The following is a 14,771-nucleotide window of genomic DNA, read 5'->3' as shown; positions in this document are numbered from 1 at the left end:
TAGGATGGCAAGAAACTTAAAATTTACAAGAAACATCGGTATTGCCGCTCATATTGATGCTGGTAAAACAACAACAACAGAGCGGATTCTATTCTATTCAGGCGTATCCCATAAAATCGGAGAGGTACACGATGGTGCTGCAACGATGGACTGGATGGCTCAGGAGCAAGAAAGAGGTATCACCATTACCTCAGCTGCTACGACGGTTTTCTGGCCTTACAGAGATAATAATTACCAAATCAACATTATTGATACTCCAGGTCACGTGGACTTTACCGTAGAGGTGAACCGCTCCCTGCGTGTGTTGGATGGGCTTGTGTTCTTGTTTAGTGCGGTAGATGGCGTGGAGCCACAGTCTGAGACTAACTGGAGACTAGCTGATAACTATAATGTGCCTCGTATTGGTTTTGTCAACAAGATGGACCGTGCGGGAGCCAACTTCCTTGACGTATGTAAACAAGTAAAGGACATGCTAGGCAGCTATGCTGTTCCTTTGCAGATACCTATCGGAGCTGAAGATAGATTCCGCGGAGTAGTTGACTTGATCAACAACCGTGCAATTGTATGGAATGAAGATGATTTCGGGATGACATTTGAAGAGGTGCCGATTCCCGAAGATCTAGTAGAGGAGACTGCAGAATGGAGAGAGCACTTGCTCGAAGCTGTGGCCGATTATGATGAGTCTTTGATGGAAAAATTCTTCGAAGATTCCAGCTCCATAACTGAAGATGAAATCCTTACAGCTCTTAGAAAAGCTGTGATAGACATGAAGATCGTACCAATGGTATGTGGGTCTTCATTCAAAAATAAAGGAGTACAGACCATGCTTGACTTGGTGATGGAATTGCTTCCTTCTCCATTGGACAAGGATAATGTCATCGCCCGTGACCTGAATGATGAGGAGAAAGAAGTTTCTCTTGCTCCTGATGTGAAAGAGCCGTTTGCTGGTCTTGCTTTTAAAATCGCTACGGATCCTTTTGTGGGCCGTCTGTGTTTTGTAAGGGCTTATTCAGGTGTGCTTGATTCAGGTTCTTATGTCTTCAATAGCCGCTCTGGCAACAAGGAGCGTATCTCTCGTGTATTCCAGATGCACGCCAACAAACAAAACCAAATCGAACGTCTTGAAGCAGGTGATATCGGTGCGGTAGTTGGTTTTAAGGACATTAAGACGGGTGATACGTTGTGTTCCGAAAGTCGTAAAGTCGTACTGGAGTCCATGATCTTCCCAGAGCCAGTAATTGGTTATGCGATTGAGCCTAAGACGAAGGCAGATGTGGATAAATTGTCCATGGCTATCACTAAATTGGTAGAAGAAGATCCTACACTTCAGGTAAATACTGACCATGAAACTGGCCAGACGATCCTTAGAGGTATGGGAGAGCTTCACCTTGACATCATCATTGATCGCTTGAAGAGAGAATTTAAGGTGGAAATCACCCAAGGAGCTCCTCAAGTGGCTTATAAGGAAGCTTTGTTTGGCTCTGTAGAGCACAAGGAAGTTTATAAGAAACAAACTGGTGGTAAAGGTAAGTTTGCCGATATCGTATTCGAGCTTAGTCCGAAAGAAGAAGATCCAGAAACTGGAGAGGTGAAGCCAGGATTGGAATTCGTTAATGGTATTGTGGGTGGTGTGATTCCAAAGGAATTTATTCCATCTATCCAGAAAGGTTTCCAAGAAGCAATGAAGAACGGTCCATTGGCAGGATACCCAATTGAAGCCATGAAGGTGAGATTGTTCCACGGTTCCTTCCACGATGTCGATTCCGATGCACTATCTTTTGAATTGGCTGCTAGGTTAGGCTTCAAAGAGGCTGCTAAGAAATGTAAACCTCAGTTGTTAGAGCCTGTTATGTCTGTTGATGTGGTTACGCCTGACGAATATACGGGGCCTATCACTGGTGACTTGAACAGAAGAAGAGGCTTGATGAAAGGGATGGATACCAAAGGTACTTCATCTGTAGTTAAAGCTGCTGTGCCATTGTCTGAATTGTTTGGTTACATCACTGACCTTAGAACAATTTCTTCTGGTAGAGCGACAGCTACCTTGACATTCTCTCACTATGAACCAGTTCCTAATAATATCGCCGAAGGTGTAATCGCTGAAGTAAAAGGAGCTAAGGCCTAAATTTAATTGAACATGAATCAGAAAATAAGAATAAAACTTAAGTCTTACGATCATACTTTGGTGGACAAGTCATCAGAGAAAATCGTAAAAGCTGTAAAAACTACCGGAGCAGTGGTGGTTGGACCGATTCCTTTGCCTACTAAAAAGGAGAAGTTTACGGTACTAAAGTCACCACACGTAAACAAAAAGGCAAGAGATCAATATCAATTGTGTACCTACAAAAGATTGGTGGATATCTATTCCAACAGTTCTAAAACAGTAGATGCCTTGATGAAGATCGAGCTTCCAAGTGGAGTAGATGTAGAGATCAAAGTTTGACCTTTACCAATAGAATATAGCAAAAGGACCTGTCCGCCATTCGCGGATGGGTCTTTTCTTTTTTAGCGAATGCTCATATAATCTTTTGAAAGAAGCGCTCCCTTGTGGTGTTTTGAGGAAGATAATTTTTGTAAATGTTTGAAAATATATGAGTTGTAATTTGTAAGCTGTATTTAAATTACTAACTTTGCAGTCCTTAAAAAGGCACAAGTGTGTAAATACTTGTGCATAATTATATTATATAACAGAAGATGTCTGGAATAATAGGTAAAAAAGTAGGAATGACTAGCATTTTCAGTGCCGATGGACGAAGTGTCGCATGCACGCTAATAGAAGCTGGTCCTTGCGTAGTGACGCAAGTAAAAAATGTAGAAACAGACGGGTACAGCGCTGTTCAGTTGGGGTACGGTGAGCGTAAGGAGAAAAATACTCCTAAGCCATTGTTGGGCCATTTCAAAAAGGCCGGTACCACACCTAAGCAGAAAGTTGTAGAATTCAGAGACTTCAGAATTGAATTTGAAGGTCAAGTGGATCTTGGAAAATCCGTAAAAGCAGGAGAAGTTTTCGAAGAAGGAGACTTTGTAGATGCTATCGGAACTTCTAAAGGTAAAGGTTTCCAAGGTGTTGTAAAACGTCACGGATTTGCTGGAGTAGGTGGGGCGACTCACGGTCAGCATAACCGTCAAAGACACCCAGGTTCTATTGGTGCATGTTCTTGGCCATCTCGAGTATTCAAGGGGCTAAGAATGGCAGGTAGAATGGGCGGAAGCCGTGTAAAAGTATTGAACCTGAAAGTATTGAAGGTTTATGCTGAAAAGAACTTGATCTTGGTAAGTGGCTCTGTCCCTGGTCCAAAAAATTCTTACGTTATTTTAGAGAAGTAATCAAATGGAATTAGCAGTATTAAAACATAACGGTGAAGAGACAGGTAGAAAGATAAGTCTTTCTGACGAGATTTTCGCAATCGAGCCTAATGATCATGCGATCTACCTGGATGTAAAGCAGTTTTTGGCCAACCAAAGACAGGGTACTCATAAGAGCAAAGAGAGGGCTGAGATAGTCGGCTCAACAAAGAAGATAAAGAAACAAAAAGGTACGGGTGGTGCCAGAGCTGGTTCTATTAAATCTCCATTGTTCCGAGGAGGGGGTAGAGTATTTGGTCCTAGACCAAGAAACTATTCTTTCAAATTGAACAAGAAAGTTAAACAATTGGCAAGAAAATCTGCCCTTACTTACAAAGTAAAGGACAACAGCTTGACGGTTTTGGAAGATGTTAGCTTTGACAGCATCAAGACCAAGAACTACGTGGCGCTATTGTCTGGTCTTTCTTTGGCGGATAAAAAGACGTTGCTAGTGCTTCCAGAAGCTAATAACAATGTGTATTTGTCAAGTAGAAACCTTCCAAAAGCACAAGTAAAAACGGTAGCGGACATCAATACTTATGATGTGCTTCATGCTGATACGTTGGTACTTTGTGAAGGTTCAGTAAGTAAGTTGGAAACCCTTTTATCGAAGTAAGACAATGGATATACTAAAGAAGCCCTTGATTACGGAAAAGATTTCGGCGATGAACGAGAGAGGCGTTTATGGATTTGTAGTGGAGAAAACCGCTAAGAAGCCAGAAATCAAAGCGGCCGTAGAGAAAATGTTCGGTGTAAAAGTGGTGTCAGTAAGAACGATGCGCTATGCCGCTAAGTTGAAAACACGCTACACAAAGAGCAAAGTAGTATCCGGTTATACCAATGCTTTTAAGAAAGCTATTGTACAAGTAGCCGATGGAGAAGTAATTGACTTTTACGGAGAAATTTAATTGAATCAGAATCATGGCAGTTAAAAAATTAAAGCCTGTAACTCCCGGTACCCGATATAGATTGGCGCCGACTTTTGGTGAAATCACCAAGTCCAAGCCAGAGAAGTCGTTGTTGGCTCCGTTGAAGAAATCAGGCGGTAGAAATAACTCAGGAAAAATGACCGCTCGCTACATTGGTGGAGGTCATAAGAGAAGACTTAGAATTGTAGATTTTAAGCGTAATAAAGATGGAGTGCCTGCTACTGTTAAGGCGATCGAATACGATCCGAACAGAACAGCTCGTTTGGCGTTGTTGTATTACGTAGATGGCGCCAAGACTTATATCATAGCACCGGAAGGTTTGCAAGTAGGACAAACGGTTGTTTCCGGAGAGAATGCAGCTCCAGAGGTGGGTAATAACCTTCCAATGAACAAGATTCCTTTGGGTACCATCATCCACAACGTGGAGCTTAAGCCAGGAAAAGGTGGTGCCATGGCAAGAAGTGCGGGTAGCTATGCACAATTGGTCGCAAGAGAAGGCAAGTATGTAGCCATCAAACTCCCCTCCGGAGAAATGCGATTAGTACTTAGTGTATGTACAGCTACAATAGGAACAGTGTCAAATGCCGATCATATGAACGTGGTATTGGGCAAGGCTGGTCGTAACCGATGGTTAGGCAAGCGTCCAAGAGTACGAGGTGTAGCGATGAACCCTGTGGATCACCCAATGGGTGGTGGTGAAGGCCGTTCTTCAGGAGGACACCCAAGATCTAGGACTGGTTTGCTGGCTAAAGGTAAGAAAACCAGATCGCCTAAAAAGTATTCAAACAAGTTTATCATTAGTAAAAGATCTAAATAATTATGGCACGTTCATTAAAAAAAGGGCCTTATATAGCTCATCACTTGGCCAAAAAAGTAGATGCAATGAACGAATCCGGCAAGAAGTCTGTCATCAAGACTTGGTCAAGGAGATCAATGATCTCTCCGGATTTTGTAGGCCATACCTTTGCTGTGCATAATGGGAATAAATTCATTCCAGTATTTGTAACAGACAATATGGTAGGTCACAAGCTTGGTGAATTTGCTCCTACAAGAAACTTTAGAGGTCACATTGCCAAAAAAGATAAAGGAAGAAGATAATCATGGAAGCAATAGCAAGACTAAATAATGTACCTACATCGCCTCGTAAGATGCGTCTTGTCGCCGACCTTGTGAGGGGACAAAGGGTAGGTAACGCCTTGAGTATATTGAAATACACACCGAATCACGGTGCTGCAAAGCTGGAGAAACTGTTGCTATCTGCCATTGCAAACTGGCAGGCAAAAAATCCAGACGAGAAACTTGAAGAAGCTGACTTGTATATAAAGACTATTCAAGTGGATGGTGGTCGAATGTTGAAAAGACTTAGACCTGCTCCCCAAGGTAGGGCCCACAGAATTCGTAAAAGATCAAATCATGTGACTTTGGTAGTAGATGCGTTCAACTCTGAAGTTACCGCTGATGAATTAGAAACAAAAGAAAACGCTAATTAAGATTAGAATATGGGACAAAAAGTTAACCCTATTGGTCTTAGACTAGGTATCGTTAAGGGCTGGGATTCCAACTGGTATGGCGGCAGGGATTTTGCCGATAAACTGTACGAAGATCAAAAGATCAGGAAATATGTATATGCCAGGATTCCTAAAGGGGGCATAGCAAAAGTAATTATCGAAAGGACGCTTAAGAGAATAACCCTTACTATCCACACTGCCCGTCCAGGCGTAGTCATCGGTAAAGGTGGTGCGGAAGTAGATAAATTAAAGGAAGAGCTTAAGAAACTTACCAACAAGGATGTTCAGATCAATATCTTTGAAATCAAACGACCAGAATTGGACGCCAAATTGGTAGGTGAGTCTATCGCTCAACAACTTCAGGCCAGGATTTCATTTAGAAGAGCGATGAAGCAATCCATCGCCGCTACAATGAGAGTAGGAGCTGAAGGTATCAAGATCAAACTTTCAGGACGTCTAGGAGGCGCTGAGATGGCCAGATCAGAAATGTACAAAGAAGGTAGAATTCCTTTGCATACATTGAGAGCGGACATCGATTATGCACTCTCTGAAGCACAGACTGTCTATGGTATCATCGGTATCAAAGTATGGATTTTCAAAGGTGAAGTTTATGGCAAGAGAGATCTTTCTCCAAATGCCGGAATAGCCAATGAAAAATCTGGAGGAGCAGGACGAAGAAGAAGAGAAGGCGGTCCTAAGAGAAGAAAGAGAAATAACTAATTTTCACCCAATAAGTGAGAAATCATGTTACAGCCAAGAAGAACTAAATATAGAAAGATGCAAAAGGGACGCATCAAAGGTATCGCACAAAGAGGTCATACTCTTGCGTTCGGTAACTTTGGTATCAAGTCCCTGGAAGCAGGATGGATTACCTCTCGACAGATCGAGGCAGCCCGTATTGCGATGACAAGAGCAATGAAAAGGGAAGGGCAAGTATGGATCAGGATTTTTCCTGACAAGCCTATCACCAAAAAGCCTGCTGAGGTACGTATGGGTAAGGGTAAAGGAGCCCCTGAGTACTGGGTAGCAGTAATCAAACCGGGAACCATTCTTTTTGAAGCAACAGGTGTAAGCCGAGAGTTGGCCCAAGAGGCCCTTCGTCTAGCCCAACAAAAGCTTCCAGTGAGTACAAAATTTGTAGTGCGTAGAGATTACGTAGGATAATAATAACTATGAAAAACTCTGAAATCCAAGCACTCTCCGAGAGTGAAATAATTGAGCGTATTGCCGCTGAGCAAGAGAAACTTACGAAGTTGAGGTTTGCTCATGCAATTTCTCCTATAGAGAATCCTAACAGAATTAGTGAGACAAGGAAGCTTATCGCAAGATTGAAGACTTTCTTGACTGCCAAACAACTAGCTAAATAATAAGACGATGGCTACTGAGAGAAATCTACGTAAAGAAAGAATTGGAAAAGTAGTCAGCAGCAAAATGGATAAATCCATCACAGTTGCCGTAGAAAGAAGGGTGAAACACCCAATGTACGGTAAGTTTGTTGCTAAGACTACCAAATTTATGGTTCATGACGAGCAAAACGAGTGTGGCAAAGGAGACCTCGTTAAAATTAGTGAAACTCGTCCGCTGAGTAAGAACAAGCGTTGGAGATTAGTGGAAATTATAGAAAGAGCTAAATAATCATGATACAGTCAGAATCCAGATTAAGTGTTGCGGATAATTCAGGTGCTAAAGAAGTACTAGTTATCCGAGTACTGGGAGGAACCGGTAAGCGCTATGCCTCTATCGGAGATAAAGTAGTCGTGACAGTAAAATCTGCTCTTTCTTCCAGCAATATGAAAAAAGGCACCGTTTCTAAAGCGGTAATCGTAAGAACTCGAAAAGAGGTTAGAAGGAAAGACGGTTCATATATCCGTTTTGAAGATAACGCAGCGGTTCTTTTGAACAATAACGATGAGCCAAGAGGTACCCGTATCTTTGGTCCAGTGGCAAGAGAGCTGAGAGAGAAGCAATTTATGAAGATCGTATCTTTGGCACCTGAAGTATTGTAATCATGGAAAGAAAAAAGAATAAGCAACCTAAATTGCACATCAAAAGAGGAGATACTGTAAAGGTATTGTCCGGAGATGACAAAGGTAAATCTGGTAAAATTCTTTCGGTAGACCTAGAAAAGAGAAAAGCTATTGTAGAAGGCCTTAACATGGTGACAAAACATGTGAAGCCTACAGCTGCTAATCCTCAAGGAGGAATCGAAAAGAAAGAAGCTGCCATTCACATAAGTAACCTTATGCTGATCGATCCAAAAACTGGTGAAGCCACCAGAACAGGGAGAAAGCTTGGCGAAAATGGAAAATTAGTTAGATATTCTAAGAAAACCGGGGAGGTGATCAATGGCTAATCCTAGAGTAAAAGATAAATATGTCAAGGAAATTGCTCCTGAACTAAAGGAGAAATTCCAATACAATTCAGTAATGCAGGTGCCAAAGTTGAGCAAAATTGTGATCAACAAAGGAATTGGAGCAGCCGTAGCTGATAAAAAGTTGGTTGACCATGGTGTAGAAGAGCTGTCGTTGATCACAGGTCAGCGTGCGGTGATGACCAAGGCCAAGAAATCTGTCTCTAACTTTAAGTTAAGAGAGGATATGCCGATTGGAGCCAAGGTGACATTAAGAGGTAATAGGATGTATGAATTCCTTGATCGTCTTACCAGCGTGGCACTTCCACGTGTTAGGGACTTTAAAGGTATCAGTGATAAAGGTTTTGACGGAAGAGGTAACTACACTTTGGGTGTGGAAGAACAGATCATCTTCCCTGAGATCAGCATCGATAAAGTGAACAGGATCTCTGGTATGGATATCACGTTTGTAACTACTGCTGAAACCGATGAAGAGAGCTATGCTTTGTTGAAAGCTTTCGGGATGCCTTTTGTAAACAACAAAAAAGAAGAATAATTATGGCAAGAGAGTCGATCAAAGCTCGCGAGAGAAAAAGAGAACGTCTGGTAGCAAAATATGCCAAAAAGAGAGCCGAACTAAAAGCAGCAGGAGATTACGAAGCCCTGGACAAACTGCCAAAGAATGCTTCTCCCGTAAGGCTACACAACAGATGTAAGCTTACTGGCCGTCCAAAAGGATATATGAGGAAGTTTGGTATCAACAGGGTGACTTTTAGAGAAATGGCCTCTGCGGGTAAAATTCCTGGTATCACTAAGGCGAGCTGGTAAAAATCATATAAAAGTTTTTATTCTAAGAATCAATGTGTAACTTTGCAGGCTCTTTAGGGCGTGCAGTTAGACTTATATTAATATGACTGATCCAATAGCTGATTATTTGACCAGGTTGAGAAATGCCATTAAGGCCTCTCACCGTATCGTTGAGATCCCTGCTTCAAACATAAAGAAGGAGCTCACAAAGGTACTTCATGACAAGGGATACATCCAGAACTATAAGTTCGAGGAAGTAGGACCTCAAGGAAGTATAAAAATTGCCTTGAAGTATAACCCTTCCACGAAGCAAAATGCCATCGTGAAGCTTTCCAGAGTGAGTAAGCCAGGGTTAAGAAAATACGCTCCTAAGGATGAACTCCCTAGAGTGATCAACGGCCTGGGAATTGCAATTATCTCCACCTCAAAAGGTGTGATGACTGATAAAGAAGCCCGTACTGAAGGAATAGGCGGGGAAGTGCTTTGTTACGTATATTAATAATACCGTTATGTCAAGAATAGGTAAAAAACCAATAAATCTACCAGCGGGTGTTACTGTAGACGTGGCAGCAGATAATGTTGTTACTGTTAAAGGTCCCAAAGGTACGCTGACTCAGGATGTGAATCCCGACATTGCCGTTTCGGTGGAAGACAATGAAGTTGTATTTACACGTCCTACCGAATCGAAGAGGCACAAGTCACTTCATGGCCTGTATCGCTCTTTGGTCAACAACATGGTTGTTGGTGTAAGTGAAGGATATAAGAAAGAATTGGAACTAGTAGGTGTGGGTTATAAAGCCACTACCCAGGGACAAGTGTTGGAGCTTTCCCTAGGTTACTCCCACAATATCTTCTTTGCCCTTCCTGAAGATGTCAAAGTTAGTGCTGAAACACCAAAAGGTAAAAATCCTTTGGTGTCACTAGAAAGTATTGATAAGGAATTGATCGGGCAAGTAGCCGCTAAAATCAAGTCTCTACGTAAGGTAGAACCTTACAAAGGAAAAGGTATCCGCTTTGTAGGTGAACATATTAGACGTAAGGCTGGTAAAACTGCCGCTAAAAAATAATTGAAAGATGGCTTTTAATAAAAATTTACGAAGATCTAGGATCAAAAGAAGTGTTCGGAAAAAGATTTCTGGCACTACTGAGAGACCTCGTTTGTCCGTATTCAAAAGTAATACGGGGATATACGCACAACTGATAGATGACCTTAAAGGTCACACGCTTGCGCAAGCTTCTTCTAAAGAACTTGGCAGTAAAGCTAATATAAATGTGTCTGCTTCCAAGGAAGTAGGCAAGAAGTTAGCAGAGCGTGCAGTGGCAGGCGGATTAACAGAAGTAGTTTTTGATAGAAATGGCTACTTGTATCATGGTAATGTAAAAGCTCTTGCCGAAGGTGCAAGAGAAGGTGGCCTTAAATTTTAATCAATTATGTCGCAATTAAGAAGAAAACCCATCAGGGCAACAGATACAGAGCTTAAAGAAAAAGTAGTTGCTATCAACCGAGTAGCTAAAGTAGTGAAAGGTGGTAGGAGATTCTCTTTCTCAGCTATCGTAGTAGTAGGAGATGGCAACGGCATTGTTGGTTTTGGCCTGGGAAAAGCTAATGAGGTAACCGATGCTATTACCAAAGGTATAGAGGATGCCAAAAAGAGCTTGGTACAAGTACCTATCCTAAAGGGAACCATTCCGCATGAGTCAATCGGTAAATATAGCGGCGGACTTGTGTTGATAAAACCGGCTGCACCAGGTACCGGTGTAATTGCAGGTGGTGCGATGCGTGCGGTGTTGGAAAGTGCTGGTGTTACGGATGTTTTGGCCAAGTCCAAAGGATCTTCTAACCCTCACAATGTGGTGAAAGCTACTATCGACGCACTGTCGCAGATCAGAGATGCGATTGCCGTTTCACGACAACGTGGTGTTAAATTGTCTAAAGTATTTAACGGATAAGAACATGACGAAGGTAAAAGTTACTCAAGTAAAGAGCACCATCAGCAGACCGAAAGATCAAAAAGCAACCATCGTCGCTTTAGGTCTCGGTAAGATCAACAAATCCGTGGAAGTGGAAAACACTCCTCAGATTGCTGGAATGATAAGAAAAATTAGTCACCTTGTAAAAATAGAGGAAGCCTAATCATGAAATTACATACATTACAACCTGCAAAAGGATCCGTAAAAAACCGTAAAAGAATCGGTAGAGGACAAGGATCCGGAAGAGGCGGAACTTCGACAAGAGGTCATAAAGGTGCTCAGTCAAGATCCGGTTATAGCCGTAAGCTTGGTTTTGAAGGTGGTCAAATGCCCCTTCAAAGAAGAGTTCCTAAATTTGGCTTTAAAAACCACAACAGAGTTGAGTACAAACCAATAAATTTGGACGTATTGCAGACACTGGCTGAAAAGCTTGACACTGATAGCATTACGTTTGATGTCCTTGTTGAAAACGGACTGGTTTCTAAAAAAGATGTTGTAAAAGTCCTAGGAAGAGGCGAACTTACGTCAAAATTAAACGTAAGTGCTCATTATTTCTCAGCTTCAGCTACAGAAACTATAGAAAAACTGGGCGGAACTGTTAACAAGATTTAACAAATGAAAAAATTTATCTCAACAGTTAAGAATATCTTTTCTATTGAAGATTTGAGGATCCGTATCGTGAATACAATTGGTTTTCTGATTGTATTCAGATTGGGTTCTTATATCGTTTTGCCTGGAGTTGATCCTGATCAACTAGAGGGTTCATCAGAAGGGATCTTTGGCCTGATCGATACATTCCTAGGTGGAGCATTCAGTAATGCTTCTATTTTCGGATTAGGTATCATGCCGTATATTTCTGCATCCATTGTGCTGCAATTATTAACTGTTGGAGTGCCTTATTTCCAGAAGCTTCAAAAAGAAGGTGAGTCAGGTAGAAAGCGAATCAATCAAATCACAAGGGTTTTGACGATTTTGATTACGCTGGCTCAAGGAGTAGGGTATATTACCGCTACTATTCCTAAAGAAGCCATATTGGTTAGCCAGACACTGTTTATGTTCAGTTCTCTGATACTTCTTGCAGCTGGTACTATGTTCTGCATGTGGTTAGGCGAGAAAATTACGGAGAAAGGAATCGGTAACGGTATCTCCATGTTGATCATGATCGGCATTATCTCTAATCTACCAGGGGCTATACTTGGCGAGGTTGTTTCCAAGGGAACTTCTGGAGCCTTGTTATTGATCATTGAATTCTTTGTGTTGTTCTTCGTTGTTGTAGGTGTTGTCGCCTTGACAGAAGCGACTAGAAGAATCCCCGTACAATATGCCAAGCAAGTAGTCGGCGGAAAAGTTTACGGTGGTCAACGACAGTATATTCCTATCAAGGTAAATGCATCCGGTGTAATGCCAATTATCTTTGCCCAGTCATTGATGTTTGTGCCTGCACTGATAGCTCAGATTTGGTCTCAAGACAGTGATATTGCTAATTATATCGGCAGCACATTCAGTAACCCTACTTCATGGCAATATAATTTAGTATTTGCTTTGATGATTATTCTTTTTACTTTCTTCTATACAGCAATCACGGTAAATCCTGAACAGATTGCAGAAGATATGAAAAGGAATGGAGGGTTTGTTCCAGGAGTAAAACCTGGTGCACCGACAGCTGACTTTATTGACAATATTATTTCCAGAATTACTTTACCAGGGTCAATATTATTGGCACTAGTAGCTATCATGCCGGCATTTGCCATGATAGCAGGAGTAGGGAATCAGTTTGCCCAATTTTATGGTGGAACATCCTTACTAATCATGGTAGGTGTGATTATGGATACTTTACGTCAAATAGAAAGCTACCTGCTGATGAGGCATTACGAAGGAATGATGAAAAGTGGCAACATGAAGAACAATCCTTCAAATTACGCAGTAGCATAATATGATACATTACAAGACTTCAGAAGAAGTCCAGTTAATTAAAGAAAGTGCTCAAATATTAGGCAAGGCTCACGGAGAAGTGGCCAAGCTAGTAAAGGCAGGGGTAACGACCTCACACCTTGATAAGGTTGCTGAAGAATTTATAAGGGATCACGGAGGAGTACCTTCATTTAAAGGCTACAATGGTTTTCCCGCATCATTATGTATTTCTGTGAACGAAGTAGTGGTTCACGGGTTTCCTAATGATAATGTTTTGAAAGATGGCGATATAATCTCAATTGATTGTGGAGTCTTTCACCAAGGTTTTCATAGCGATTCCGCTTATACTTACCCTGTCGGTGAAGTTTCCCCAAAAGTATTGTCATTGCTCAAAGACACTAAAGAGTCATTGTATCTAGGTATTGAGAAAGCCGTGTTTGGCAACCGTATTGGAGATGTAGGAAATGCCATCCAGAAGTTTGTCGAAGCACGGGGGTACACCGTGGTGAGGGAGCTTGTGGGTCATGGAGTAGGTAAGAGCCTTCATGAATCTCCAGAGGTGCCCAATTACGGAAAGAAAGGAAGTGGTCCATTGCTGAAAGACGGTATGGTGATCGCAATAGAGCCCATGGTGAATCTAGGGACCAGAAATGTAGTTCAAGAAAGAGATGGCTGGACGATCAGGACTGCAGACCGCAAGCCATCGGCACATTATGAACACACCATAGCAATATTTGAGGATAGGACAGAAATACTTACTACGCATCAATACATAGAAGAAAACTTTAAATTCTAAATATGGCTAAGCAAGCATCAATCGAACAGGATGGCACAATCATAGAAGCGTTATCCAACGCGATGTTTAAAGTGGAACTGGAAAATGGTCATCAACTGATTGCCCATATTTCTGGTAAAATGAGAATGAACTATATAAAGATCTTGCCAGGAGACAAAGTTAAATTGGAAATGTCTCCCTATGATCTTTCGAAAGGCAGAATTGTATATCGATATAAATAAAGTGTCATGAAAGTAAAGGCATCTATTAAAAAGAGAAGTGTTGACTGTAAAGTGATCAGAAGAAAAGGTAAGCTTTACGTCATCAACAAGAAGAATCCTAAGTTTAAACAAAGACAAGGTTAAAATTATGGCTAGAATTGCAGGTGTTGACATTCCCGACAATAAGCGCGGTGAAATAGGCTTGACCTATATCTTCGGAATAGGTAGAAGTTCTGCTAAAGCAATCCTTTTGAAAGCAGGAATATCGTTTGAGAAAAAGGCCGGAGAGTGGACAGATGAAGAATCTACCGCAATCAGGAATATTATTGCTGAGGAGTTCAAAACGGAAGGTGTTTTGAAGTCAGAGGTTCAGTTGAACATTAAGAGATTGATGGATATCGGTTGTTATAGAGGTCTTCGTCATAGAAAAGGACTTCCAGTAAGAGGTCAGAAGACAAAGAACAACGCTAGAACTAGAAAAGGTAAGAGAAAGACTGTTGCTAACAAGAAGAAGGCAACCAAATAAATCTTGATATAGATTATGGCTCAAAGAAGAAACGATAAAGCTAAAGGAAAAAAGAGAGTTGTTAAGGTGGAAGCAGTAGGCCAGGCCCACATCAAAGCTTCTTTTAACAACATCATTATTTCCATTACCAATAATTCAGGTCAAGTGATTTCATGGGCTTCAGCCGGTAAAATGGGCTTCCGAGGTTCAAAGAAGAACACTCCTTATGCTGCACAGATGGCCGCTCAGAATTGCGGGCAAGTGGCATATGACTTGGGATTGCGTAAAATAGAAGTATTTGTAAAAGGTCCAGGTTCTGGGAGAGAATCTGCAATCAGAACATTGCAGAATGTAGGTCTTGATGTTACTACGATTATCGATGTGACTCCGCTTCCTCATAATGGATGTCGTCCTCCAAAACGTAGAAGAGTTTAATTTAACGAAGAAAT

The 14,771-nt window shown here is 41.5% G+C and carries 28 protein-coding genes; all 28 read left to right on the top strand.

Annotated features, from left to right (window positions below):
• Window positions 1-4 precede the first annotated feature (4 nt).
• The 28 genes from fusA to rpsK all read left to right on the top strand — a co-directional run bounded on the left by fusA (window position 5) and on the right by rpsK (window position 14,757).
• Window positions 5-2,125 (top strand): elongation factor G, encoded by a 2,121-nt coding sequence (gene fusA / locus DN752_RS07825; RefSeq protein WP_112783431.1) that lies wholly within the window; start codon window positions 5-7, stop codon window positions 2,123-2,125.
• Between the two features lie 12 nt (window positions 2,126-2,137).
• Window positions 2,138-2,443, top strand: coding sequence for a 30S ribosomal protein S10 (gene rpsJ / locus DN752_RS07820; protein ID WP_015264118.1), 306 nt, complete (start codon window positions 2,138-2,140; stop codon window positions 2,441-2,443).
• A 251-nt stretch (window positions 2,444-2,694) separates the two neighbouring features.
• Window positions 2,695-3,327, top strand: a complete 633-nt coding sequence (rplC, locus tag DN752_RS07815) for a 50S ribosomal protein L3 (protein WP_112783430.1) — start codon at window positions 2,695-2,697, stop codon at window positions 3,325-3,327.
• A 4-nt stretch (window positions 3,328-3,331) separates the two neighbouring features.
• On the top strand, window positions 3,332-3,961 hold the full coding sequence (rplD, locus tag DN752_RS07810) for a 50S ribosomal protein L4 (protein WP_112783429.1): 630 nt from the start codon (window positions 3,332-3,334) through the stop codon (window positions 3,959-3,961).
• Window positions 3,962-3,965: 4 nt separating this feature from the next.
• Window positions 3,966-4,253 carry a 50S ribosomal protein L23 gene (gene rplW / locus DN752_RS07805; RefSeq protein ID WP_112783428.1) on the top strand — a complete coding sequence of 96 codons (288 nt, stop codon included), beginning with the start codon at window positions 3,966-3,968 and terminating at the stop codon, window positions 4,251-4,253.
• A gap of 13 nt (window positions 4,254-4,266) precedes the next feature.
• Window positions 4,267-5,091 carry a 50S ribosomal protein L2 gene (gene rplB / locus DN752_RS07800; RefSeq protein ID WP_112783427.1) on the top strand — a complete coding sequence of 275 codons (825 nt, stop codon included), beginning with the start codon at window positions 4,267-4,269 and terminating at the stop codon, window positions 5,089-5,091.
• Window positions 5,092-5,093: 2 nt separating this feature from the next.
• Window positions 5,094-5,372, top strand: a complete 279-nt coding sequence (rpsS, locus tag DN752_RS07795) for a 30S ribosomal protein S19 (protein WP_015264113.1) — start codon at window positions 5,094-5,096, stop codon at window positions 5,370-5,372.
• Between the two features lie 2 nt (window positions 5,373-5,374).
• Window positions 5,375-5,764 carry a 50S ribosomal protein L22 gene (gene rplV / locus DN752_RS07790; protein WP_112783426.1) on the top strand — a complete coding sequence of 130 codons (390 nt, stop codon included), beginning with the start codon at window positions 5,375-5,377 and terminating at the stop codon, window positions 5,762-5,764.
• 9 nt (window positions 5,765-5,773) lie between these two features.
• Window positions 5,774-6,502 (top strand): 30S ribosomal protein S3, encoded by a 729-nt coding sequence (gene rpsC / locus DN752_RS07785; RefSeq protein ID WP_112783425.1) that lies wholly within the window; start codon window positions 5,774-5,776, stop codon window positions 6,500-6,502.
• 24 nt (window positions 6,503-6,526) lie between these two features.
• Complete coding sequence (gene rplP, locus DN752_RS07780) at window positions 6,527-6,946, top strand: 50S ribosomal protein L16 (protein ID WP_112783424.1); 420 nt, start codon at window positions 6,527-6,529, stop codon at window positions 6,944-6,946.
• 8 nt (window positions 6,947-6,954) lie between these two features.
• Entirely contained in the window at window positions 6,955-7,149 is a 195-nt protein-coding gene (rpmC, locus tag DN752_RS07775) for a 50S ribosomal protein L29 (RefSeq protein WP_015264109.1), read from the top strand.
• Between the two features lie 7 nt (window positions 7,150-7,156).
• Window positions 7,157-7,417: a 30S ribosomal protein S17 gene (gene rpsQ, locus DN752_RS07770; RefSeq protein ID WP_112783423.1), complete on the top strand. Its 261-nt coding sequence runs from the start codon at window positions 7,157-7,159 to the stop codon at window positions 7,415-7,417.
• 2 nt (window positions 7,418-7,419) lie between these two features.
• Complete coding sequence (gene rplN / locus DN752_RS07765; RefSeq protein WP_015264107.1) at window positions 7,420-7,788, top strand: 50S ribosomal protein L14; 369 nt, start codon at window positions 7,420-7,422, stop codon at window positions 7,786-7,788.
• Between the two features lie 2 nt (window positions 7,789-7,790).
• Window positions 7,791-8,135: a 50S ribosomal protein L24 gene (rplX, locus tag DN752_RS07760; protein ID WP_112783422.1), complete on the top strand. Its 345-nt coding sequence runs from the start codon at window positions 7,791-7,793 to the stop codon at window positions 8,133-8,135.
• Window positions 8,128-8,688, top strand: a complete 561-nt coding sequence (gene rplE, locus DN752_RS07755) for a 50S ribosomal protein L5 (RefSeq protein WP_112783421.1) — start codon at window positions 8,128-8,130, stop codon at window positions 8,686-8,688. The genes rplX and rplE overlap by 8 nt, the downstream gene beginning before the upstream one ends.
• A 2-nt stretch (window positions 8,689-8,690) precedes the next feature.
• Window positions 8,691-8,960, top strand: a complete 270-nt coding sequence (gene rpsN / locus DN752_RS07750; RefSeq protein WP_015264104.1) for a 30S ribosomal protein S14 — start codon at window positions 8,691-8,693, stop codon at window positions 8,958-8,960.
• 82 nt (window positions 8,961-9,042) lie between these two features.
• Window positions 9,043-9,438, top strand: coding sequence for a 30S ribosomal protein S8 (gene rpsH, locus DN752_RS07745; protein ID WP_112783420.1), 396 nt, complete (start codon window positions 9,043-9,045; stop codon window positions 9,436-9,438).
• Between the two features lie 10 nt (window positions 9,439-9,448).
• Window positions 9,449-10,006 (top strand): 50S ribosomal protein L6, encoded by a 558-nt coding sequence (gene rplF, locus DN752_RS07740; RefSeq protein WP_112783419.1) that lies wholly within the window; start codon window positions 9,449-9,451, stop codon window positions 10,004-10,006.
• Window positions 10,007-10,013: 7 nt separating this feature from the next.
• Entirely contained in the window at window positions 10,014-10,364 is a 351-nt protein-coding gene (gene rplR / locus DN752_RS07735) for a 50S ribosomal protein L18 (RefSeq protein WP_112783418.1), read from the top strand.
• A 6-nt stretch (window positions 10,365-10,370) separates the two neighbouring features.
• A complete protein-coding gene (rpsE, locus tag DN752_RS07730) occupies window positions 10,371-10,889 on the top strand; it encodes a 30S ribosomal protein S5 (RefSeq protein WP_112783417.1) in 519 nt (172 codons plus the stop codon).
• A gap of 4 nt (window positions 10,890-10,893) precedes the next feature.
• Entirely contained in the window at window positions 10,894-11,073 is a 180-nt protein-coding gene (gene rpmD / locus DN752_RS07725; protein WP_211324178.1) for a 50S ribosomal protein L30, read from the top strand.
• A 2-nt stretch (window positions 11,074-11,075) separates the two neighbouring features.
• The gene (gene rplO, locus DN752_RS07720; protein WP_112783415.1) at window positions 11,076-11,522 is read left to right on the top strand and encodes a 50S ribosomal protein L15; all 447 of its coding nucleotides are present in this window, start codon (window positions 11,076-11,078) and stop codon (window positions 11,520-11,522) included.
• A 3-nt stretch (window positions 11,523-11,525) separates the two neighbouring features.
• Window positions 11,526-12,842, top strand: coding sequence for a preprotein translocase subunit SecY (secY, locus tag DN752_RS07715; protein ID WP_112783414.1), 1,317 nt, complete (start codon window positions 11,526-11,528; stop codon window positions 12,840-12,842).
• Between the two features lies 1 nt (window position 12,843).
• On the top strand, window positions 12,844-13,617 hold the full coding sequence (gene map, locus DN752_RS07710; RefSeq protein ID WP_112783413.1) for a type I methionyl aminopeptidase: 774 nt from the start codon (window positions 12,844-12,846) through the stop codon (window positions 13,615-13,617).
• A gap of 2 nt (window positions 13,618-13,619) precedes the next feature.
• Window positions 13,620-13,838: a translation initiation factor IF-1 gene (gene infA, locus DN752_RS07705; protein ID WP_015264095.1), complete on the top strand. Its 219-nt coding sequence runs from the start codon at window positions 13,620-13,622 to the stop codon at window positions 13,836-13,838.
• Between the two features lie 6 nt (window positions 13,839-13,844).
• On the top strand, window positions 13,845-13,961 hold the full coding sequence (gene rpmJ, locus DN752_RS07700) for a 50S ribosomal protein L36 (RefSeq protein ID WP_009034194.1): 117 nt from the start codon (window positions 13,845-13,847) through the stop codon (window positions 13,959-13,961).
• 4 nt (window positions 13,962-13,965) lie between these two features.
• Window positions 13,966-14,343 (top strand): 30S ribosomal protein S13, encoded by a 378-nt coding sequence (rpsM, locus tag DN752_RS07695; RefSeq protein ID WP_112783412.1) that lies wholly within the window; start codon window positions 13,966-13,968, stop codon window positions 14,341-14,343.
• A gap of 15 nt (window positions 14,344-14,358) precedes the next feature.
• On the top strand, window positions 14,359-14,757 hold the full coding sequence (rpsK, locus tag DN752_RS07690) for a 30S ribosomal protein S11 (RefSeq protein ID WP_015264093.1): 399 nt from the start codon (window positions 14,359-14,361) through the stop codon (window positions 14,755-14,757).
• Window positions 14,758-14,771 lie beyond the last annotated feature (14 nt).

The sequence above is a fragment of the Echinicola strongylocentroti genome (assembly GCF_003260975.1).
GTDB classification, from domain to species: domain Bacteria; phylum Bacteroidota; class Bacteroidia; order Cytophagales; family Cyclobacteriaceae; genus Echinicola; species Echinicola strongylocentroti.
Note: the sequence above shows the minus strand (reverse complement) of the source record. Positions and strands in the feature narration are given on the sequence as shown.